Source organism: Micromonospora avicenniae (assembly GCF_900156065.1).
GTDB lineage: Bacteria > Actinomycetota > Actinomycetes > Mycobacteriales > Micromonosporaceae > Micromonospora > Micromonospora avicenniae.
Genome location: NZ_FTNF01000001.1, coordinates 105,247 through 127,397 on the forward strand (window position 1 = coordinate 105,247; position 22,151 = coordinate 127,397).

Annotated in this window: 18 protein-coding genes; 6 read left to right on the forward strand and 12 right to left on the reverse strand. The window is 70.3% G+C overall.

Annotation, left to right across the window (positions count from 1 at the left end):
• Both BXA10_RS00480 and BXA10_RS00485 read left to right on the forward strand, forming a co-directional pair.
• Positions 1 to 1,038, forward strand: coding sequence for an ABC transporter ATP-binding protein (locus BXA10_RS00480; protein ID WP_076466562.1), 1,038 nt, complete (start codon positions 1 to 3; stop codon positions 1,036 to 1,038).
• A complete protein-coding gene (locus BXA10_RS00485; protein ID WP_076466563.1) occupies positions 1,022 to 2,053 on the forward strand; it encodes an ABC transporter ATP-binding protein in 1,032 nt (343 codons plus the stop codon). Before BXA10_RS00480 ends, BXA10_RS00485 begins: the two co-directional genes overlap by 17 nt.
• Before the next feature lie 278 nt (positions 2,054 to 2,331).
• Here the strand turns inward: BXA10_RS00485 and purH are convergent, their stop codons facing one another.
• Complete coding sequence (gene purH, locus BXA10_RS00490; protein WP_076466564.1) at positions 2,332 to 3,900, reverse strand: bifunctional phosphoribosylaminoimidazolecarboxamide formyltransferase/IMP cyclohydrolase; 1,569 nt, start codon at positions 3,898 to 3,900, stop codon at positions 2,332 to 2,334.
• On the reverse strand, positions 3,897 to 4,517 hold the full coding sequence (purN, locus tag BXA10_RS00495) for a phosphoribosylglycinamide formyltransferase (protein ID WP_076466565.1): 621 nt from the start codon (positions 4,515 to 4,517) through the stop codon (positions 3,897 to 3,899). The genes purH and purN overlap by 4 nt, the downstream gene beginning before the upstream one ends.
• A 412-nt stretch (positions 4,518 to 4,929) precedes the next feature.
• Here purN and BXA10_RS00500 point away from each other — a divergent pair, with 412 nt between their 5' ends.
• Complete coding sequence (locus BXA10_RS00500) at positions 4,930 to 5,622, forward strand: DUF4190 domain-containing protein (RefSeq protein WP_076466566.1); 693 nt, start codon at positions 4,930 to 4,932, stop codon at positions 5,620 to 5,622.
• Positions 5,623 to 5,722: 100 nt separating this feature from the next.
• On the opposite strand, the gene BXA10_RS00505 is transcribed toward BXA10_RS00500, so the two are convergent.
• The 4 genes from BXA10_RS00505 to icmB form a co-directional block, all read right to left on the reverse strand.
• A complete protein-coding gene (locus tag BXA10_RS00505) occupies positions 5,723 to 7,012 on the reverse strand; it encodes a cell division protein PerM (RefSeq protein WP_076466567.1) in 1,290 nt (429 codons plus the stop codon).
• Between the two features lie 225 nt (positions 7,013 to 7,237).
• Positions 7,238 to 8,125: a succinate--CoA ligase subunit alpha gene (sucD, locus tag BXA10_RS00510; RefSeq protein ID WP_076466568.1), complete on the reverse strand. Its 888-nt coding sequence runs from the start codon at positions 8,123 to 8,125 to the stop codon at positions 7,238 to 7,240.
• 2 nt (positions 8,126 to 8,127) lie between these two features.
• Positions 8,128 to 9,306, reverse strand: coding sequence for an ADP-forming succinate--CoA ligase subunit beta (gene sucC / locus BXA10_RS00515; RefSeq protein ID WP_076466569.1), 1,179 nt, complete (start codon positions 9,304 to 9,306; stop codon positions 8,128 to 8,130).
• A 433-nt stretch (positions 9,307 to 9,739) separates the two neighbouring features.
• Positions 9,740 to 10,144, reverse strand: a complete 405-nt coding sequence (icmB, locus tag BXA10_RS00520) for a coenzyme B12-dependent isobutyryl CoA mutase small subunit (RefSeq protein ID WP_076466570.1) — start codon at positions 10,142 to 10,144, stop codon at positions 9,740 to 9,742.
• Positions 10,145 to 10,695: 551 nt separating this feature from the next.
• Between icmB and BXA10_RS00525 the strand changes: the two genes are divergently transcribed.
• Positions 10,696 to 11,406 (forward strand): M23 family metallopeptidase, encoded by a 711-nt coding sequence (locus BXA10_RS00525; protein ID WP_076466571.1) that lies wholly within the window; start codon positions 10,696 to 10,698, stop codon positions 11,404 to 11,406.
• A gap of 261 nt (positions 11,407 to 11,667) precedes the next feature.
• On the forward strand, positions 11,668 to 12,420 hold the full coding sequence (locus BXA10_RS00530; protein WP_245828080.1) for a M23 family metallopeptidase: 753 nt from the start codon (positions 11,668 to 11,670) through the stop codon (positions 12,418 to 12,420).
• Positions 12,421 to 12,493: 73 nt separating this feature from the next.
• Here BXA10_RS00530 and pcrA read toward each other — a convergent pair whose 3' ends face one another.
• The gene (gene pcrA, locus BXA10_RS00535) at positions 12,494 to 14,893 is read right to left on the reverse strand and encodes a DNA helicase PcrA (protein ID WP_076466573.1); all 2,400 of its coding nucleotides are present in this window, start codon (positions 14,891 to 14,893) and stop codon (positions 12,494 to 12,496) included.
• A gap of 352 nt (positions 14,894 to 15,245) precedes the next feature.
• On the opposite strand from pcrA, the gene BXA10_RS00540 reads away from it, so the two are divergent.
• Positions 15,246 to 15,638: a chorismate mutase gene (locus BXA10_RS00540; RefSeq protein WP_084752054.1), complete on the forward strand. Its 393-nt coding sequence runs from the start codon at positions 15,246 to 15,248 to the stop codon at positions 15,636 to 15,638.
• Between the two features lie 162 nt (positions 15,639 to 15,800).
• Here the strand turns inward: BXA10_RS00540 and BXA10_RS00545 are convergent, their stop codons facing one another.
• The 5 genes from BXA10_RS00545 to BXA10_RS00565 all read right to left on the reverse strand — a co-directional run bounded on the left by BXA10_RS00545 (position 15,801) and on the right by BXA10_RS00565 (position 21,615).
• Entirely contained in the window at positions 15,801 to 16,817 is a 1,017-nt protein-coding gene (locus BXA10_RS00545; RefSeq protein ID WP_076466574.1) for an ABC transporter ATP-binding protein, read from the reverse strand.
• Positions 16,810 to 17,832 carry an ABC transporter ATP-binding protein gene (locus BXA10_RS00550; RefSeq protein WP_076466575.1) on the reverse strand — a complete coding sequence of 341 codons (1,023 nt, stop codon included), beginning with the start codon at positions 17,830 to 17,832 and terminating at the stop codon, positions 16,810 to 16,812. The genes BXA10_RS00545 and BXA10_RS00550 overlap by 8 nt, the downstream gene beginning before the upstream one ends.
• 26 nt (positions 17,833 to 17,858) lie before the next feature.
• The gene (locus tag BXA10_RS00555) at positions 17,859 to 18,836 is read right to left on the reverse strand and encodes an ABC transporter permease (RefSeq protein WP_076466576.1); all 978 of its coding nucleotides are present in this window, start codon (positions 18,834 to 18,836) and stop codon (positions 17,859 to 17,861) included.
• A gap of 72 nt (positions 18,837 to 18,908) precedes the next feature.
• Positions 18,909 to 19,838 carry an ABC transporter permease gene (locus tag BXA10_RS00560; protein ID WP_076466577.1) on the reverse strand — a complete coding sequence of 310 codons (930 nt, stop codon included), beginning with the start codon at positions 19,836 to 19,838 and terminating at the stop codon, positions 18,909 to 18,911.
• Positions 19,839 to 19,977: 139 nt separating this feature from the next.
• Positions 19,978 to 21,615, reverse strand: a complete 1,638-nt coding sequence (locus BXA10_RS00565) for a peptide ABC transporter substrate-binding protein (protein ID WP_076466578.1) — start codon at positions 21,613 to 21,615, stop codon at positions 19,978 to 19,980.
• Positions 21,616 to 22,151: the final 536 nt, after the last annotated feature.

The following is a 22,151-nucleotide window of genomic DNA, read 5'->3' on the forward strand; positions in this document are numbered from 1 at the left end:
ATGACCGACGCCGTCATCCAACCCACGCCCGCCTCCGCGACACCAGAGGGTGGCCACCTGCTCGAGGTCCGGGACCTGCACGTCGAGTTCCGCACCCACGAGGGCGTGGCCAAGGTGATCAACGGGGTGTCGTACCACCTCGACGCCGGGGAGACGCTCGCCGTGCTCGGCGAGTCCGGCTCCGGCAAGTCGGTGACCGCACAGGCGATCATGGGCATCCTGGACAGCCCGCCCGCGCACATCCGCTCCGGCCAGATCCTCTACCAGGGGCGTGACCTGCTCACCCAGTCGGAGGAGCAGCGTCGGCAGGTGCGCGGCAAGGAGATCGCCATGATCTTCCAGGACGCGCTCTCCGCGCTGAACCCGGTGTTCCCGGTCGGCTGGCAGATCGGCGAGACGCTGCGTACCCGCGAAGGGATGTCCCGGGCGGACGCCCGCCGCCGGGCCATCGAGCTGATGGACCTGGTGAAGATCCCGGCCGCCGAGCGGCGGATCGGCGACTACCCGCACCAGTTCTCCGGTGGTATGCGGCAGCGCGTCATGATCGCGATGGCGCTGGCGCTCAACCCGAAGGTGCTGATCGCCGACGAGCCGACGACCGCGCTGGACGTGACGGTGCAGGCCCAGATCATGGACCTCCTCGCCGACCTGCGCCAGGAACTCGGCATGGCGATGATCCTGATCACCCACGACCTCGGTGTGGTCGCCGGCGTGGCCGACCGGATCGCGGTCATGTATGCCGGCCGCATCGTCGAGCACGCCGACGTCCGCTCGCTCTACCGGGCGCCGGCGCACCCGTACACCAAGGGGCTGCTGGAGTCGATCCCGCGCCTGGACGTCAAGGGCCAGGAGCTCGCGACGATCAAGGGACTGCCGCCGAACCTGATGCGGATCCCGTCCGGCTGCCCGTTCCACCCGCGGTGCCCGTACGTGCAGCAGGTCTGCGTGGACGTGGTGCCGCACAGCCTGGTCCTCGGCGACGGCCGGACCAGCGAATGCCACTTCGCGCAGGAGGTGCTCGATGACAGCGCCCGCTAGCCCCACCAAGGTCCGCGGCGAGACCATCCTCTCCGTCGACAACGTGATGAAGCACTTCCCGATCACGCAGGGCGTGCTGTTCAAGAAGCACGTCGGCGCGGTCAAGGCCGTGGACGGGGTCAGTTTCGAGCTGCGCCGGGGCGAGACCCTCGGCATCGTGGGCGAGTCCGGCTGCGGCAAGTCCACGCTCGCCCGGATGCTGATGCGCCTGGAGACGCCGACCTCGGGCACGGCCACCCTGGAGGGGCAGGACCTGTTCAAGGCCTCCGGCAGCGAGCTGCGCCGGCTCCGGCGCAACATGCAGATGGTCATGCAGGACCCGTACACCTCGCTCAACCCGCGGATGACGGTCGGCGACATCATCGGCGAGCCGTTCGAGATCCACTCGGACGCGGCGCCGAAGGGCAGCCGTCGCAAGCGGGTCCAGGAGCTGCTGGACCTGGTCGGGCTCAACCCGGAGCACATCAACCGGTACCCACACCAGTTCTCCGGCGGTCAGCGGCAGCGCATCGGCATCGCCCGCGCGCTCGCCCTGCACCCGGAGATCATCGTCTGCGACGAGCCGGTGTCGGCGCTGGACGTCTCCATCCAGGCCCAGGTGATCAACCTGCTGGAGCAGCTCCAGGACGAGTTGGGACTCTCGTACATCTTCATCGCGCACGACCTGTCGGTGGTCCGGCACATCGCGGACCGGGTCGCCGTCATGTACCTCGGCAAGATCGTGGAGATCGGGACCGAGGACGAGATCTACGAGCGAGCCACCCACCCGTACACCCAGGCGCTGCTCTCCGCGGTTCCGGTGCCGGACCCGGAGGTGCGCCACGAGCGGAACATCATCCGCCTGACCGGTGACGTGCCCTCGCCGGCCGACCCGCCGTCGGGCTGCCGGTTCCGTACCCGGTGCTGGAAGGCGCAGGACATCTGCGCCCGGGAGGAGCCGCTCACGGTCTCGCGTGCCGCGGACCCGCACCCCTCGGCCTGCCACTTCGCCGAGCTGCGCCCGACGGTCGCCTGACCCGCGTACGTCAGCGCCCCGCGCTCCACGAGCCCTGCCACGGCAGGTCTGGAGCGCGGGGCGCTTCCGTCTTCGCTGAGGCGCGAACCCGCTCTTCCCCGCGTCGCCGCGGCTACGCGATCGCTGGGGAAACGCGGGCGGTCCGTCGACCGGCGTTGCGGTGACCGTCAGCCGCAGCCTCGGTGGGCCGACCCCGCCGCACTGCGTGCGGACGTCAACGGTCACCGCAACGACGACCGGGCCGGACTGCCAAGCAGCCGGCCCGGTCGGTCGGGGAATCAGTGGAAGAAGTGACGGGTGCCGGTCAGGTACATGGTCACGCCGGCCTCCTTGGCGGCGGCGATGACCTCCTCGTCGCGGATCGAGCCGCCCGGCTGAACGATGGCCCGTACGCCGGCCTCGATGAGGATCTTCGGGCCGTCGGCGAACGGGAAGAACGCGTCCGACGCGCAGACCGAACCACTGGCCCGGTCGGCACCGGCCCGCCGGACCGCGAGCTGCGCCGAGTCGACCCGGTTCACCTGGCCCATGCCGACACCGACGGTCGCACCGTCCTTCGCCAGCAGGATCGCGTTGCTCTTCACGGCCCGGACCGCCCGCCACGCGAAGACGAGATCGCGCAGCGTCTCCTCGTCGGCCGGGTCGCCGGCCGCGAGCTGCCAGGTGGCCGGGTCGTCGCCTGCCGCGTCGATACGGTCCGCCATCTGCACCAGCACGCCACCGCTGACCTGCCGCCACTCCGCCGCCGGCGGGTTCCAGGCCGGGGCGCGCAGCAGACGGATGTTCTTCTTCGCCTGGAGGATCTCGACCGCACCGGCGTCGAACTCCGGCGCCACCACCACCTCGGTGAAGATGTCGGCCACCTGCCGGGCCAGCTCGACCGAGACCGGCCGGTTCACCGCGATCACCCCGCCGTACGCGGAGACGGGGTCACAGGCGTGCGCCTTGCGGTGCGCCTCGGCCACGTCCACGCCGATCGCGATGCCGCACGGGTTGGCGTGCTTGATGATCGCGACCGCCGGCTGGTCGGTGAAGTCGTTCGCGGCCCGCCACGCGGCGTCCGCGTCGACGTAGTTGTTGTAGGACATCTCCTTGCCGTGCAGCTGCTCGGCCTGGGCCAGCCCCGCCGGTGCGTCCGGGTCCGTGTAGAGCGCCGCCGCCTGGTGCGGGTTCTCGCCGTAGCGCAGTGCCCGGTCCGCCCGCAGCGCCAGCCCGGCGAAGCCCGGCCACTCCGGCTCGCCGCTCAGCTGCACCGCGCACCAGTTCGCCACGGCCACGTCGTACTCGGCGATGTCGGCGAACGCCCGTGCGGCCAGGGCCCGGCGCTGCGTCAGGGTGAAGCCGCCGGCCTCGAGCGCGGCGAGCAGTACGGGGTACGCCGACGGGTCGGTCACCACCGCGACCGAGGCGTGGTTCTTCGCCGCGGCACGGACCATCGCCGGGCCGCCGATGTCGATCTGCTCCACGCACTCGTCGAGGCCGGCGCCGGAGGCGACGGTCGCCTGGAACGGGTAGAGGTTGCTCACCAGCAGGTCGAACGCGGCCACGCCCAGCTCGTCGAGCTGGTCGACGTGCGACTGCTTGCGCAGGTCGGCCAGGAGGCCGGCGTGCACCTTCGGGTGCAGCGTCTTGACCCGCCCGTCGAGGACCTCGGGGAACCCGGTGACGGTCTCCACCGCGGTGACCGGCACCCCGGCGCCCGCGATGGTGGCCGCGGTGCTTCCGGTCGACACGATCTCCACGCCGGCCGCGTGCAGCGCCTGGGCCAGCTCGACCAGGCCGGTCTTGTCGTAGACGCTGACCAGCGCGCGCCTGATCGGGCGGCGCTCGTCCTCAGTGGAGCTCACGGGATCGTGACCTTTCTTCCGATGATCGTCCAGCCGTTCCGGACGAGGCGGCCGACCTGCTCGACGAGCTGGTGCCGCTCGGCCGATTTGATGCGCTCGGTGAGCGTCTCCTCGTCGTCATCGTCGAGCACCGGCACGGCGACCTGCGCGACGATCGGGCCGGTGTCGGTTCCGGCGTCGACGAAGAAGAGCGTGGCACCGGTGATCTTCACGCCGTAGGCGAGGGCGTCGCGCGGGCCGTGGATGCCCGGGAACGCGGGCAGCAGGGTGTTGTGCGTGTTCAGGTAGCGGTCACCGAAGGCGGCGAGGAAGTGCGGCCCGACCAGCTTGAGAAACCCGGCGGAGATGACGAGGTCGGGGCGGTGCCCGGCGACCTGCGCGGTGAGCGCCCGGTCCCAGTCCTCCCGGGTGTCGTACGCCTTCAGCGGCACCACGAAGGTCGGCACCCCGGCCGCGGCGGCCCGGTCCAGCCCGCCGATACCGTCCCGGTCCGCGCCGACCGCGACCACAACCGCGCCGTACGCCGGATCGGTGGTCGCGTCGAGCAGCGCCTGGAGGTTGCTTCCGGAACCGGAGACGAGGACGACGATACGGGCGGCGGACACGGGCTCGGGCACGCGGCAACCTTATCGGGCAGGCCAGAGTGATCAGCGTCTGGGCGGCGTGCCGCCGACCGGGACGGCGCGGAGGCGGTACGCTGCCGCTCGCCCCGGGTCGGCGCGTCTCCAGCCGCGCACCGCGCGTGACCGATCCGCCGTGTCGACGACAGGAGGCCGCCCACCGCCGTGAGCATTCCCGGAGTCGGCGGACACCGGCCGTGCGACCGCTCGCCGACAGTCGGCCGTCCCCACGTCGAGTCGACCTGCAGGCAGGGCGACCCTGGCCGCACGCCCGGGCACCGATCAGCGCCCAGGTGAACCCGGATCATCGGCATCACGTGTTGCGGGTGGTGCGTGGCCGGGCTCTCGGCGCGATCATGAGTAGCGACACCGACACGAACCGACGTACACAGCCAAGGAGCCTCGTCGAATGCAGCCCGGTTACCCCGGTCAGGACCCCTACGGACAACAGCCCAACCAGGATCCGACCCAGCCGCACGACCCGTACGCCCCGCCGCCGCCCGCTCCCTACGGGCAGCAGCCCACCTCCGGGCAGCCCTACGGCCAGCCGCAGCCTCCGCAGCCCCCGTACGGTCAGCAGCCCACCTCGGGACAGCCGTACGGCCAGCAGCCCACCTCGGGACAGCCGTACGGCCAGCAGCCCACCTCGGGACAGCCGTACGGCCAGCAGCCCACCTCAGGGCAGCCGTACGGTCAGCCGCAGCCTCCGTACGGACAGCAGCCCACCTCGGGGCAGCCGTACGGCCAGCCCTACCAGGACCCGTACGGGCAGCAGCCGCAGCAGCCGTACGGCGCGGCGCCGACGTACCCGAACGCCGGCTACCCGCAGACCGGCGGGCAGAACAACACGCTCGGCCTGGTGGCGATGATCCTCGGCATCGCGTCGATCCCGCTGGCCTGCTGCCCTTACCTGGGCGTCCCGGTCGGCATCGCCGGCATCATCACCGGATACCTGGGCAGGCAGAAGGCCGAGCGGGGACAGGCCAGCAACGCCGGGCAGGCCAAGGCCGGTCTGATCTGCGGCATCGTCGGCGTGGTCCTGGGCATCCTGGTCATCATCCTCAGCGTCGTCGCGAACGTGAGCCTGCCGACGGAGCCCTGATCGTCGGTTGACCCAAGGGGGCGTTCCGCGGCTCGCGGAACGCCCCCTTGGCGTTCAAGCCGGAGCGCACACCGCCTGCGGTCCCGCGCGACGCTCCCGGTCAGCGGGCGGCGCTGCGGGTGAAGGTGCGCGTCGCGGCGGCACCGAGCAGCGCGCCGGCCGCGACCACCGCGGCGGTCACCGCCCCCACCTGCCAGGCGACCGGGCCCATCTCGGCGAGCCGGCCGCCGCCGAGCGGCCCGCCGGACAGGGCCGCGGCCATGCCGAGCAACACGCCGGCCACGAGGCCGCCGATCGCGGCCGAACCGAGCAGCTGCCGCCAGGCCGGTGGCGTGCGGGTATCTGCCGCGAGCCGCACCAACCGGCGGGCCAGCAACCAGCCGGCGGCCATCCCGGCCAGTACCGGCACCGCGAGCAGGGCGGCACCGAGCCCGTCCATCGGTCCGCGTGGCAGGCCGGCGAGCAGCGGTACGGCCGGCAGTGCGCCCACGGAGACCTCGCTGGTCCGTACGGCGGTGTCGGTGCCGACGGCGAACCCGGGACCGAGCAGGTAACTGGTCGACCAGACCATGGCGTTCGGGGCGTACGCCAGACTGATCAGGATGATCCCGGCCTGCCCGGCGACGCCGGTCCGGTACGCCCCGATCATGTCGGCCGCGTCGCCTCCACCGGTCGCCACGGCCAGCCCGGCCGCGCCCGCCCCCGCTGCGAGCAGCAGCAGCCCGGCGACCAGGCCCGCGCGGACCCCGTTGCGCAGCACCGCCGGCGCGCGCTCGGCGAAGAGCGCCGCGACTCCGGTGATCCGTACGGACCCGATCAGTGCGGCGAGTGCGCCGAGCAGGGCGAAGGTCGCCCCCGCGCGGACCGGCGAGGCGGCCGGGCCGCCCGTGCCGGCCAGCAACGCGGCGAGGACGCCGAGCGGCGCGTAGCCGGCGGCGACCGCACCGGCGGCGACGAGTGCCGCACGGGGCGAGCGTCCGCCGCGGGCGCCGATCGCCCGGCTGACGTGCACGCCGGCCCGCGCCAACCGCCAGATCACCAGCGCGGTGAGCGCCAGCGGGGCGAGCCCGATCGGCCCGGCATCGGTCCGTAGCGGCACGCCGTGCCCGAGCAGCCAGCCGGCCAGCCCGGCTCGCAGGGCACCGGTGAACGAACCGGTGTCCTCGGTGAGCTGACCCAGGCCGAGCACGAGCGTGACCGGCAGGTAAGAGGTGAGTGCGGCCCCGATCGCGGCCACCGCGGCGGCCACCGCCAGCGGGGCGCGAGCGCGGGACGACCCGTCGGAGCGCGCTGCCGCCACCCGCGTGCCGACGGCGGCGCGGCCGGCAGGCCGTTCGTCGGCGGCGACCGCACCGGAACGGCGGGTTTGCTCAGGGGTGTCGGAGGACATCGTGGTCTACTCTGGCACGTCACGCCCGCGACGGCAGTCCGATACCGCCCCGGCGCGGCCGCGAGTTCCCCGATCGCCACACCCGCCGGCGCCGCTCACGCCCGGAAGAGGCACGGCGGCGGGGCGCGGCCGGTTCATGGCGACGCGGGTGCGGATCGACGGCGTACGTCCGGAACGGCTGAGGGGGCCGACCGGTCCGGTCGACCCCCTCATCAGGCATGCCGCTCAGCTGGCGGACATGATCTCCCGCATCAGGCGGGCGGTCTCGGTCGGCGTCTTGCCAACCTTGACGCCGACCGCCTCCAGGGCCGCCTTCTTCGCGTCGGCGGTGCCGGCGGAGCCGGAGATGATCGCGCCGGCGTGGCCCATGGTCTTGCCGGGCGGCGCGGTGAAGCCGGCGATGTAACCGACCACCGGCTTGGTCACGTTGGCCTTGATGAACTCGGCGGCCCGCTCCTCGGCGTCGCCACCGATCTCACCGATCATCACGATCGCGTCGGTGTCCGGGTCGGCCTCGAACGCGGCGAGAGCGTCGATGTGGGTGGTGCCGATGATCGGGTCACCGCCGATGCCGACGCAGGTCGAGAAGCCGATGTCGCGCAGCTCGTACATCATCTGGTAGGTCAGCGTGCCGCTCTTGCTGACCAGGCCGATCCGTCCGGAGCCGGTGATGTCGGCCGGGATGATGCCGGCGTTGGACGCGCCCGGGGACGCGATGCCCGGGCAGTTCGGCCCGATGATCCGGGTCCGCTCGCCCTTGGCCACGTTGTACGCCCAGAACGCGGCGGTGTCGTGCACCGGCACGCCCTCGGTGATCACCACGGCGAGCTCGATCCCGGCGTCGATCGCCTCGATGACCGCACCCTTGGTGAACTGCGGCGGGACGAAGATCACCGTGACGTCCGCCCCGGTCTCCTTCATCGCGTCCGCGACGGAGGCGAAGACCGGCAGCGCGGTGCCGTCGAAGTCGACGGACTGACCCGCCTTGCGCGGGTTCACACCGCCGACGACGTTGGTGCCGGCGGCGAGCATCCGCCGCGTGTGCTTGGAACCCTCGGAGCCGGTCATCCCCTGCACGATGACCTTCGAGTCCTTGGTCAGCCAGATTGCCATGATCAGACCCCCGCAGCGGCCAGCTCGGCGGCCCGCTCGGCCGCGCCATCCATGGTGTCGACCCGCTCGATCAGCGGGTTGTTTGCGCCGTCGAGGATCGCCCGTCCGGCCTCGGCCTTGTTGCCGTCGAGCCGCACGACGAGCGGCTTGGTGACCTTCTCACCACGCTGCTCCAGCAGGGCGAGTGCCTGCACGATGCCGTTGGCGACCTCGTCGCAGGCGGTGATGCCGCCGAAGACGTTGACGAAGACGCTCCGCACCGACGGGTCGGTGAGGACGATCTCCAGTCCGTTGGCCATGACCGCGGCGCTCGCGCCACCGCCGATGTCGAGGAAGTTGGCCGGCTTGACGTTGCCGTGCCGCTCCCCGGCGTACGCGACCACGTCGAGGGTCGACATGACCAGACCCGCGCCGTTGCCGATGATGCCGACCTCGCCGTCGAGCTTGACGTAGTTGAGGTCCTTCTCCTTGGCGGCCTGCTCCAGCGGGTCCACCGCGGCCTGGTCGACCAGGCCCTCGTGGTCCGGGTGCCGGAACGCGGCGTTCTCGTCCAGGCTCACCTTCGCGTCGAGCAGCAGCAGCTTGCCGTCGCGGGTCTTGGCCAGCGGGTTCACCTCGACCAGGGTGGCGTCCTCGGCGACGAACGCCTGCCACAGCCCGACCGCGACCTCGACGACCTGGTCGGCGACCTCGGCCGGGAAGCCGGCGGCGGTGACGATCTCGCGCGCCTTCGCCTCGTCCACGCCCTTGACCGCGTCGATCGGGGCCTTGACGACCTTTTCCGGGGTCTCGGCGGCCACCTGCTCGATGTCCATGCCGCCGGCCACGCTGGCGATGCAGAGGAAGGTGCGGTTCGCCCGGTCGAGCAGGTAGGAGAAGTAGTACTCCTCGGCCACGTCCGCGGTCACGGTGATCATGACCTTGTGGACGGTGTGCCCCTTGATGTCCATGCCGAGGATGTCGGTGGCGCGGGCCACCGTCTCCTCCGCGCCCTCGGCCAGCTTCACGCCGCCGGCCTTACCCCGGCCGCCGACCTTCACCTGCGCCTTGACGACCACCCGGCCGCCGAGGCGCTCGGCGATCGCGCGGGCCTCCTCCGGGGTGGTGGCGACGCCGCCGGCGAGCACGGGCAATCCGTGCCGCTCGAACAGGTCCCGCCCCTGGTACTCGTACAGGTCCACGATTGCGCGTCCCGTCCCGTCTCCGCGGCGCGCCGTCGCGCCGCCACCAGCGTTCAGAAAACAGTTTGACGCCTGTCATCACTTGAAACAGGCCATTGGCCGCAGCCTAGCGAGGTGGGTACCGGCGGCAACCGAGCGGGTGCGCGGTGTGCGGTAATACACAACCGCGCAGTGAGGACGGTCTCCACCGCCGCGCATTCCACCGTCCGGGCGATGTTGCCGGAAGTGCGTAACCCCTCCGTCGGGGCGTCGTTGAGTCAGATGTCGGAGCGCTGATCAGCGCGATGACGGGAGACGGCCGATGCCCTGTCGGTCGAGGGGTGGCGGCGGGGCATCGTGCATAGAGGGGCCGGACGTGTGAGGGGTGCGTCCGGCCCCTCCCCCCGTGTCCGGAGCCTGCCGGCCCGCGTGCCCGAGGTTCCCGCCGTCGTTGTCAGCTGACGGGCTGAGCCACGTTCTGCCGCACCCAGTCCACGATCGAAGCCGTCGTGGCACCCGGCGTGAAGATCTTCGCGACACCCAGCCGCTCGAGCTCGGGAATGTCGCCGTCGGGGATGATCCCGCCACCGAAGACCACGATGTCCCCCGCCTCGCGCTCGGCGAGCAGTTCGAGCACCCGACGGAAGAGCGTCATGTGGGCGCCGGAGAGCACGGAGAGGCCTACCGCGTCGGCGTCCTCCTGGATGGCCGTCTCCACGATCTGCTCGGGAGTCTGGTGCAGGCCGGTGTAGATGACCTCCATACCCGCGTCCCGCAGCGCGCGGGCCACCACCTTCGCTCCTCGGTCGTGGCCGTCCAGGCCTGGCTTGGCGACGACGACCCGAATACGAGAGCTCATCAGCGCACACCTTTCACCGGCTCCACGGCCATTCACCTGAACGAACGGTAACCCGGGCGGCGGTGCCCGGGAAATCCGGGCCGGAATCCTCGGCCCACCCGGCCGGACGGTCGACTCCGGCCACGGGGCGCGGGCGCGGCACCGCCGGCCCGGACGGGGCGAGCCGGGGCGGTCGGGCCTGCCTGCGGCACGGGAACCGCCGCGGACCAGCCGACCGGGCGACACCGCCCACACCGGCGACCAGCATCGCGAAAGCCGGACAAGTGCCCGACGTCAAGCCGGACGACTCCGCCGTACCGGTCACGCTCCGCGACGAACGGGCAGTAAGTGGCACGCCGATCGGTGGCGCAAGGCGTTGCAATACGGGACGCAAACGGACAGATTGCGGCGCCAATTCGGCGCTTTGGCTTGTGACTCGTGTGGCGGTTGGCTAACGTGGCCACGGTTGTCATCGAGTCCATGGACGGGTGACGACGCAGCCAGCAGAGGTTCACCCAGATGTCACCGAACGTCCGACGGCTGCTTCGGAACCCCGACAACGGAGGGTGTGCGTGCGCCAGCGCCTGTCGTCTGAGCCCGATAGATATCGTGGTCGCCGCCGCGTACCCACTCCACCGCGGAGCCGCTACGCCGCAGTCGTCACCACCGCCTTCGTCGGTGCGGGCATCGTCGCACTCGGTGCAGGCGCCATGCCGGACGCCAAGAGCGTCAGCCCGGCGGCCCTCGACGAGATCCAAAAAGCCTCCGTCGCCAGCCAGGACGCGGCCGCCCGTGCCGACTCCGCCGACCGCGCCTCCCGGGACAGCGCCCGGGGCGAGGAGGCCTCCGAGGCCGACGTCTGGCTACTCCCCCTGCAGGGCTACGACCTGAAGTCGTCCTACGGGGAGCGTTGGGGCAAGCTGCACACCGGCGTCGACATGGTCGCCCCCGAGGGCACCCCGTACGTCGCGATCCACGACGGCACCGTCACCAAGGCCGGCTGGTTCGGCGGCTACGGCTACGCGGTGATCGTCCGGCACGCGGACGGCAGCGAGGCGATCTACGGTCACTCCTCCGCCCTGAGCGTGCAGGAGGGTCAGCAGGTCAAGGCCGGCGACCAGCTCGGGCTGATCGGCATGACGGGCCACGCCTACGGGTCGCACCTGCATCTCGAGCTCCATGTCAAGGGCGAGCCGATCGACCCGAAGCCGTTCCTCAAGGAACGCGGAGTGGACATCGAGCTACAAGTCGAGGCTTACTACAACGAGGTAGCCGCGTCCTGACGCTGCGTATCGACCGTTGACCGCCCGGATCACTCGATCCGGGCGGTTTTTCGTGCCGGGAAGTGACCTGGCCCACCGTTCCGAATGTGACAGGCGCCATGGACGGCCATGATCGTCTAGCCGTTCGGAACGGTCGGTGAGGGCGGATCCGGACAGCCTGCGGCACGGCGGCGACGTGGCGGCCCCGCCCCCTCGGCCTTCGCCGAGCCGGCGCTCACCATGATCGGTCGGGTCCCCAACCCTCGACGCGAAGGTCCACCCGTGCAGGAAGACAGCACCACGCAGAACGAGCAGCCCGCCGACGCGGAGGTCGTCCGGCACCGGCCGTCGCCCGGCCGGGTCCGGCTCCTCGTGGTCGGCGCGGCCGCCCTGGTCGGCATCGGCGTCGCCGGCGCCGCGATCGTCACGACCGGGGACGACCCCGACCCGGCCCCGGTGTCGCTCGACGCCCAGGCCCGCACCGAGGCCGCCGCCCGCGCCGACCGTTCCGCGCGGGAGTCGACCGCGCCGGTCACTCCTTCGGCCAGCCCGACGAGCGTCAGCCCCTCCCCACTGGTCAAGCCCGCCACCCCGAAGCCGAAGCCGAAGCCGAAGAGGACGGCGAAGCCGAAGCCGGCCTGGGTCATCCCGATGAAGGGCGCGACGATCACCTCGTGCTTCGGTGCCCGCTGGGGCACCCAGCACCAGGGCATCGACTTCGCCATGCCCGCCGGCACTCCCATCCACGCCGCCTTCGGCGGCAAGGTGGTCAAGGCGGGGGACGCCGGTGACGGGTACGGCAACTCGGTCTTCATCGACCACGGCAACGGTTACCTGACCCACTACGCGCACCAGAGCCGACTCGTCGTCAGCGTCGGTGCCAAGGTCGCCGCCGGCCAGGTCATCGGCTACGAGGGCGCGACCGGCGACGCCACCGGCCCCCACCTGCACTTCGAGGTGCACAAGGGTCAGATGTGGAACCAGATCGACCCGGCGCCGTTCCTCCGCGCCCACGGCATCGACGTGGCCTGCTGACGCGACGAAAGGCGAAGCCCGGTCCGGCGACGCGCCGGGCCGGGCTTCGCCTTCGATCAGCCGGCCTGGCCGGTCAGAGCTTGTCGATCGGGGCGTGCCGCAGCACCAGCCAGAGCGTCTGGTCGCCGAAGTCGATCTGCGCGCGGGCGGAGGGGCCCTGGCCCTCGACGACGAGCACCCGACCCAGTCCGTAGCGCTGGTGATTGACCCGGTCGCCCGCAGCCACCTTGGGCACCTGCCGCAGCTCGCTCGCCGTGCTCAACCGGCTGGCGTCCACGCCGAGCCGCCGCGCCAGCTCAGCCGCCTTCGGGGTACCACCGGTGAAGCCGCCACGCCCGCCGGGCGCACGGTCCGCGCGGCCGCCGACACCGCCTCCCCCGCCGGCCCACGAGGTGTACGACCCCTCGGTGCGCTCCCAGCGCACCAGCTCCGACGGTAGCTCCTCGAGGAAACGCGACGGCGGGTTGTAGGCCGGCTGCCCCCACGCCGAACGGGTCACCGCCCGGGACAGGTAGAGGCGCTGCCGGGCCCGGGTGATCCCCACGTACGCCAGCCGCCGTTCCTCCTCCAGCTCGCGGGTGTCACCGAGCGAGCGCAGATGCGGGAAGACGCCGTCCTCCAGGCCGGTCAGGAAGACCACCGGGAACTCCAGCCCCTTCGCGGTGTGCAGCGTCATCAGGGTGACGACACCCTGGTGCTCCGGGTCGTCCGTGGGCACCTGGTCCGCGTCGGCGACGAGCGCGACCTGCTCGAGGAAGCCCGCCAGCGTCGCCCGCTCCCCCTCCTCGCCGGTCGCCTCGATCCGCTCGGTGTACTCCCGGGCCACGCTCACCAGTTCCTGGAGGTTGTCGACCCGGCCGGCGTCCTGCGGGTCGACGCTCTCCTCCAGCTCGCTCAGGTAGCCCGAGCGGGTCAGCAGCGCCTCCAGCACCTCCTCCGGAGTGCCGGTCTCCGCCAGCTCACGGGCGCCGTCGAGCAGGGCGACGAAGTCGGCGATGCTGTTCGCGGCGCGGGTGGAGATGCCCGGCGCCTCCTTGGCCCGGCGCAGCGCCGCGCCGAAGGAGATCCGCTCCCGGCTGGAGAGCGCCTCCACGCACGCCTCGGCCCGGTCGCCGATCCCGCGACGCGGAGTGTTCAGGACCCGGCGCAGGCTGACCGTGTCGTCGTCGTTGACCACGGCGCGCAGGTAGGCCAGCGCGTCCCGGACCTCCTTGCGCTCGTAGAAGCGCACCCCGCCGACCACCTTGTACGGCAGGCCGACCCGGATGAACACCTCCTCGAAGACACGGGACTGGGCGTTGGTGCGGTAGAAGACCGCCACGTCCCCCGGGCGGGCCTCATCGTCGTCGACGAGCCGGTCGATCTCCCGGGCCACCCAGTCCGCCTCCGCGTGCTCGGTGTCCGCGACGTAACCGACGATCTGCTCACCGGGGCCGGCGTCGCTCCACAGCCGCTTGGGCTTACGGGAGGTGTTCCGGTCGATGACCGCGTTGGCGGCGTTCAGGATGGTCTGGGTGGAGCGGTAGTTCTGCTCCAGCAGGATCGTCCGGGCGTCGGGGTAGTCCCGCTCGAACTCCAGGATGTTGCGGATGGTCGCGCCCCGGAACGCGTAGATCGACTGGTCGGCGTCACCGACCACGCAGAGCTCGGCCGGCGGCAGCCCCTCGGTGCCCGAGACCAGCTCCTTGATCAGTACGTACTGGGCGTGGTTGGTGTCCTGGTACTCGTCGACCAGCACGTGCCGGAAGCGCCGGCGGTAGGTCTCCGCGACGTGCGGGTGCGACTGGAGCAGGTGCACCGTCGTCATGATCAGGTCGTCGAAGTCGAGCGCGTGGGCCTCGCGCAGCCGGCGCTGGTAGAGCGTGTACGCCTCGGCCAACGCCCGCTCGTTGGGGCCCTTCGCCCGGTTCGCGAACTCCTCCGGGTCGACCAGTTCGTTCTTCAGGTTGGAGACCTGGGCGGCCAGTCCGCGCGCCGGGTAGCGCTTCGGGTCGAGATCGAGCTCCCGGGCGACCAGCTGCATCAGCCGGCGGGAGTCGTCCGCGTCGTAGATCGAGAAGGTGGACTTGAGCCCGGCGTGCTCGTGCTCGGCACGCAGGATCCGTACACATGCGGAGTGGAAGGTCGACACCCACATGAGCCGGGCCCGCGGGCCGACCAGGGCGGCGACCCGATCCTTCATCTCGCCGGCGGCCTTGTTGGTGAAGGTGATCGCGATGATCTCCCCCGGGTGCACGTCCCGCGCCGCGAGCAGGTGGGCGATCCGGTGGGTGAGCACCCGGGTCTTGCCGGAGCCCGCGCCCGCCACGATCAGCAGGGGCGAGCCTGCATGGGTTACTGCGTCGCGCTGCGGTCCGTTCAGCCCGACGAGCAGTTCCTGGGGGTCGAGACGGTGGCCAGCGGGCCCGGACCGGTGCGGGCGGGCCGGCTCCGGCGCGGGCGGGGACGCGGGAATGTCGAAGAGAGGATGCATCGCACGGCGAGTCTATGCCGCCGGCCGGACACTCCCCGACCGCGCACGCCCGTCCCCTTCGGCACGGGTGGGCACCTTCCTGGCGCCTTCGGTGCTGATCGGGCCCTGTTCACCGCCGGCCCCGGCCTCGGCAACCCGGTTGGTGGGAATTCTTGCGCCCGCACCGCCGACGTGGGCATACTCGACGACGTGTTCGGTCAGCGCTACTACTTTTACTACGGCACCGGGAGTCCGGCAGCCGTAGGTCGCGCCTGATCGACAGACCTGCGAAAGCCCCGGGCTCCTGAGCCCGGGGCTTTCTCGTTCCCGGGTTCCGGCCACCGGGGCACGACGTCCGAGGGATACGGCGAAGATGACAGACGTGGTGCAGCAGAACGGCGGACCGGCCCGGAGCAACGATGGGGAGCCCGACGGACCGGCGGGCGTGACGCCGGCCTCCTCCGGTGACCCGGGCAGCGCGGGGCCGGGGCGGGTGATGGACGCCGGCACGAAGGAACCTGAGACGGCGGCCCGGATCCGGCAGATCCGCACCCGGATCGACCAGATCGACCAGGCGATCATCGATCTCTGGCAGGAACGGGCGAGCCTCTCCCAGGAGGTCGGTGCGATGCGGCGGGCCTCCGGGGGCACCCGGCTGGTGCTCGCTCGGGAGCGGGAGATCCTGGAGCACTTCCGAGCGGCGCTCGGCCCGGACGGCACCCAACTCGCGCTGCTGCTGCTACGCGCCGGCCGCGGCCCCCTCTGACCCCTCGGCTGGGCTGCGAGGCGGGCTATCGATCATGAAGTTGTTGCCTGCCGTATCGGCGTGTCCGGGTAATACCTTCATGATCAACGGGGCGTCTGGTGGGGAGAGACGGAACCGCCTGCCGGTGTCGTGGACACCGGCAGGCGGTTCAGAGGGGGTACGTCAGGCGGCCTCGTGGGTCGCCACGATCTCCCGCTTCTCGGCGAAGTGGCAGGCGCTCGGGTGGTCCGAGCCCGACCGGATCTGCAGCAGCGGCACCTCCTGGGCGCACACCTCCTGCGCCTTCCAGCACCGGGTACGGAACCGGCAGCCCGACGGCGGGTCGGCCGGCGAGGGCACGTCACCGGTCAGGCGGATGATCGCCTTGTGCTCGCGGACGGTCGGGTCCGGCACCGGCACCGCGGAGAGCAGCGCCTGGGTGTACGGATGGGTCGGCCGCTCGTAGATCTCGTCCTCGGTGCCGATCTCCACGACCTTGCCGAGGTACATGACCGCGACCCGGTCGCTGAGGTGCCGCACCACCGACAGGTCGTGCGCGATGAAGATGTACGCCAGACCGAACTCGGCCTGGAGCTTCTCCAGCAGGTTCATCACCTGCGCCTGGATCGACACGTCCAGCGCCGACACCGGCTCGTCACAGACGATGATCTCCGGACGCAGGGCGAGCGCGCGGGCGATGCCGATACGCTGCCGCTGACCGCCGGAGAACTGGTGCGGGTACCGGTTGATGTGCTCCGGGTTGAGGCCCACCAGGTCGAGCAGTTCCTTGACCTTGCCCCGCCGGCTCCCCTTCGGCGCCACCTCGGGGTGGATCTCGAACGGCTCGCCGATCAGGTCACCGACCGTCATCCGCGGGTTCAGCGAGGTGTACGGGTCCTGCATCACCAGCTGGATCTGCCGGCGCAGGCGACGCAGCGCTCCACCGGAGAGCTTGGAGATGTCCTGCCCCTTGTAGTGCACGCTGCCGGCGGTCGGCTTCTCCAGGTTCATCAACACCCGGGCGAGCGTCGACTTGCCACAGCCGGACTCACCCACCACGCCCAGGGTCTCGCCCTGACGCAGGTCGAAGGAGACGCCGTCGACCGCCTTGACGTGACCGACGGTCTTCCTGAACACCACGCCACGTGTGACCGGGTAGTGCTTGACCAGGTCACGGACCTCGAGAATGTTCTCAGTCACGGTTCACCAACTCCTCGGCGAAGTGGCAGGCGCTGGCACGGCCGGCGCCGATCTGCAGCAGCGGCGGCACCTTCTCCCGGCAGACCGGCTGCGCCATGGGGCAGCGCGGGTTGAACGGGCAGCCCGGCGGGATGTTCATCAGGTTCGGCGGCAGGCCCTTGATGGTGCGGAGCTCCTGCCCCTTCTCGTCCAACCGAGGGATCGAGTTCAGCAGCCCGAGGGTGTACGGGTGCGCCGGCTTCGCGTACAGGTCGTACACGTCGGCTTCCTCGACGATCCGGCCGGCGTACATGACCGCGATCCGGTCCGCGACGTCGGCGACCACGCCGAGGTCGTGGGTGATCAGGATCATGCCCATCTGCCGCTCGCGCTGAAGCTCGGCCAGCAGATCCATGATCTGGGCCTGCACTGTCACGTCGAGCGCGGTGGTCGGCTCGTCCGCGATCAGCACCTCCGGGTCGAGCGCGAGCGACATGGCGATCATCGCTCGCTGCCGCATACCACCCGAGAACTGGTGCGGGTAGTTGTTGAACCGCCCCTTGGCGTTCGGGATCTTGACCTGGTCGAGCATCTCGATCGCGCGCTTCTTGGCGTCCGCACGGCTCATGCCGCGTCGGACGCGGTACTGCTCGGCGATCTGGAACCCGACAGTGAAGACCGGGTTCAGCGCGGAGAGCGCGTCCTGGAAGATCATCGCGATCCCCTCGCCGCGGATGCGGCGACGCTCCTCGAAGGACATCGCGAGCATGTCCTTGCCGTGGTAGCGCACCTGCCCGCCGGTGACGTGACCGGGCGGGGTGTCGAGGATGCCCATGATGGTCTGTGCGGTGACGCTCTTGCCGGAGCCGGACTCGCCGAGCACGGCGAGGGTCTCCCCCGCGTCGACGTGGTACGTGACCCCGTTGATGACCTTGGCGACGCCGTCGCGGGTACGGAACTCAACCCGGAGGTCGTCGACTTCGAGCAGGCGGCCGGCCGGACGCCCGGAGGCACCTGCTGCGGACTGCTCGGACACGAGAATGTCGGACAACTGGATCTCCCCTAGCGGAGTTTCGGGTCGAGCGCCTCGCGGACCGCCTCGCCGAGCATCACGAAGCTCAGCACGGCGGCGACGAGGAACGCGGCGGGGAAGAAGAGCAGGTGCGGGGCGACCCGGATCAGGCTCTGCGCCTCGTTGATGATGATGCCCCACGAGACCACCGGCGACTTCAGCCCGACGCCCAGGAAGGAGAGCGTCGCCTCGGCGCCGATGAACGAGCCGACCATGATCGTGCCGTACACCAGGATCGGGGCCAGGGTGTTCGGCAGCAGGTGCTTGAGGATGATCCGGCCGGTGCCGGCACCCAGCGCCCGGGCCGCCACGATGTAGTCGGCCTCCTTCGTGGCCAGCACCGAGGAGCGCATGAGCCGCATCACGACCGGCCAGCTGAGCACGACCAGCGACGCGATGACGAGGCCCTTGACCTCCCACTCGCTGTTGTTCGTCCCGGTGCCGTTGAACGTGGTCAGGATGACGATCGCGCCGAGCACGAACGGCAGACCGAAGAACACGTCGGCGATCCGGGAGAGCAGCGCGTCCAACCAGCCACCGCGGAAGCCGGCGATCATACCCATCGCGCCGCCGATCAGCAGCGTACCCAGGACCGAGAGCAGGGCCACCACGATGGAGGCGTTGGCGCCGTAGATGGTCCGGGCGAAGACGTCCCGGCCCTGGATGTCGTAGCCGAACCAGGCGTGCCCGGACGGCTTCTCGAGGCTGCGGCTCAGCTCGCCGGCCGTCGGATCGGCCGAGGTGAAGAGCGACGGGAACGCGGCCATCACGATGAAGAGCAGGATGAAGGCCGCGGAGATCCAGAAGAGCGGCTTACGCCGCAGGTCCCGCCAGGCGTCGCCGAGCAGGCCGCGGGGCTTCTCCTGGCGTCCGTTCGCCGGCAGGCCGGCGTCGGTCGGACCGCCCGTCTCGGTGGGCTGGTGCGCCGGTGGCGCACCGACGATCGAAGCAGCAGTCGGGTCGCTCATGCCGGCACCTCGCTCCGCTCGGTGCAGCCCTGGGCCGCTCGGCACACCGCGTTGATGATTGGTTCGCTTCGCTCACTCATAGCGGATCCTCGGGTCCAGGGCGGCGTAGAGCAGGTCCACCAGCAGGTTCATCAAGAGATAGACGAGCACCAGGATCACCACGATGGAGACCACCGTCGCGCTCTCCTTGGTGGTGATCGACCGGTAGACGGTCCCGCCGATGCCCTTGATGTTGAAGATGCCCTCGGTGACGATGGCGCCGCCCATCAGCGCACCGAGGTCGGTGCCGAGCAGGGTGACCACCGGGATCAGCGAGTTGCGCAGCAGGTGCACGCCGACCACCCGGCGCATCGGCAGGCCCTTGGCGATCGCCGTGCGGACGTAGTCGGAGCGGCGGTTCTCCGAGATGCTGGTGCGGGCCACCCGGGCGATGTAAGCCATCGAGATACTTCCGAGCACGAAGCCCGGCATGATCAGCTCGGAGAGCCGCATCTCGTTCGAGACGGTGGGCTCGACGATGTGCCACTGCACACCGAGCAGCCACTGGAGCAGGAAGCCGATGACGAAGATCGGCAGCGCGATGAGGAAGAGCGTGGAGACCAGGACCAGGTTGTCCAGGAAGCCGTTACGCCGCAGGCCGCTCAGCACGCCCGCCGTCAGGCCGATGATCGCCTCGATCGCCAGGGCCACCAGGGCCAGCTTCAGCGTGTTGGGGTACGCCGAGGCGATGATGTCGTTGATCGATCGGCCGCTGAACGTCGTGCCGAAGTCCCCCTGGAAGAGGTTCTGCATGTAGTGGGCGTACTGCACGTACCAGGGCTGATCCAGGTGGAACTTCTCGGTCATCATCGCGACGAATCCGGGCGGGCAGGGCCGCTCACCGCACTTGCCGGCAAACGGGTCGCCGGGCACCATCACCCAGACGAGCACGTAGATCAGCAAGGTCGTTCCGATGAAGACCGGGACGAGTTGGAGCAGCCGTCTCAACAGATAACGGCCCATGGGGTGGTCCTCCAGACAGGGGGCGGGTCGGCGACCGACACGCTTGTTGATGTCGAGGGGTCTTGTGCTTCCCTCGTGGAACGGCCCCAGGTCGGGCTCACCTGGTGTGGTGAGCCCGACCTGGGTCAGACCGTACGGGTCAGAGCTCGACGGAGGTGATGTCGATCTCGCCGACGTTGGTCAGTTCGACCTTCTTGATCTTGTCCGAGTGGCCGGACTGCTGGCCCTGGAAGTAGACCGGGATCGACGGGACGTCCGCGTCAATGATCTTGACTGCCTCGGCGAACTTGGCGTGCGCCTCGTCGAGGTTGGCGGCGCCGCTCGCCTCCTTGGCCAGCGCGTCGACCTGCGGGTTGCTGTACAGGCCGTCGTTCGACGAACCACCCTTGACGTAGAGCGGGTTGACCCAGTTCTCCACGTCCGGGTAGTCCTGCTGCCAACCGGCACGGTACGGGCCGGTCATCTTGTGGGCGTTGATCTGCTCACGGAAGACCGCGAAGGTCGGGATGCCCTCGGCCCGGGCGTTGATGCCCAGCACGTTCTTCACGCTCTGCGCGACGGCCTCCATCCACTCCTTGTGGCTGGCGTCCGCGTTGTAGTAGAAGACCATGTCGCCCTGGTAGCCGCTGGACTCGGCGAAGAGCCGCTTGGCCTCGTCCGGGTTGTACTGGCAGGCGGTGCAGTTGCCGGCCACGGCGCCCGGGGTGAGCGGGTTGGCCCAGCTGTCGGCCGGAGTGCGGTTGCCGAAGAAGATCTTCTCGGTGATCTCCTGCCGGTTGACGGCCAGCGAGATGGCCTTACGCAGCTTCTGGTCCTTGAACTTGGGGTCGTACATCGGGAAGGCGATGATGCCCGTCGACGGCGTGGTCGACTGGATCGCCCGCTCGCCCAGGTCGTTCTTCCACTTGTCACCGGCGAGTGCGGAGACCGGGACCTGCTGCTGGAAGTCGAGGTTGCCAGCGAGGAGGTCGTTGTAGGCCGCCGTGTCCTCCTGGTAGAGCTTGACCTCGACGTCCTTGATCTTCATCTTGTCGCGCAGCGTGTAGTCGTCGAAGCGCGTCAGCTTGATCGAGACGTCGTCTTCCCACGACACGAACTTCACCGGGCCGTTGCCGACCGGCTTCTTGCCGAACTCGTCCGGCGTCTGGGTGAAGAACACGTCCGGCAGCGGCACGAAGGCGCTGTAGCCGAGCTTGGTCGGGAACACCGCGGTCGGCGCGCCGAGGGTGACCTCGAAGGTGTAGTCGTCGACGACCTTCAGGCCGGACATCTCCTTGGCCTTCGGCTCCGGCGCCTTCTGCGGTCCCTCGCCGTCCGGGTCCTCGGACTGCACGTCGGCGAAACCCTGGATGTCGGCGAAGAAGCTGGAGTTCTGCGCGCCGTTCGGCGAGTAGGCCGCCCAGTTCCAGGCCTTGGTGAAGTTCGCGGCCTTCACCTCGGTGCCGTCGTGGAACTTCAGGCCCTTCTTGATCTTGATCGTGTAGACCTTGGAGTCGGTCGTCTCGATCGACTCCGCGACCGCGTTCTGCGGCGCGCCACCGTTGTTCGGGTACTCGACCAGCCCGGTCCACAGGTAGTCGATGATCGCGCCACCACCGGTCTCGGTGGTGTTCGCCGGAACCAGGGGGACCTCCGGCTGGGTGCCGTCGATGACGATGGCGCCGTCTGCACTGTTGCCGGCGTCGCCGCCGTCGTCGCTGCTCGAGCACCCGGACGCGATGAGCGCGACTGCCGCGCCCAGCGCGACCGCGCTGCTCGTCCGCTTCGAGACTCTCATTCCGAGGGGCCTCCTCTTTCTAACCTGGTTCCGTCGTGGGTATCACGCACGTCTGGGGGGTGACGCCAACGGCGGCCCCGGTAGCGCAGACCGCCGAACACCACTGGGAAGTCGGGACACCCCTGGTGCACCGATCCGCCGGGCCACCCCACCCGCTCGGGATCGACACCGGGCACGCGTCGCCCCCACGGCACCGCGGTTGTCAGCGACGAGCGTGGGGGTCAGATCGTGCGGGGTGCCTCACACCGGGGGCGAGGTGCTGCCACTGTGACACCAACCGGCCTCTTCCGTGAAGGTGCCGTTATCAAGACGTTAGTTGGCCGCCACGTCGCCGATACTTGAGAAAAGATCATGAAACGTGCAGCTCATGCCGCTCTGAGCAGGTAAGACCTTGTCCCACCGACACGTCCCCCGCCCGCATGCTCTCGGGCCTTGTGAGCTTTCCCGCGTCCGCTCCGATACTCGCTGACGCCCATCGCGCGCTAGCGATTTTCGCCCATCCGGACGATGTCGACTTTGCCTGCGCGGGCACGATC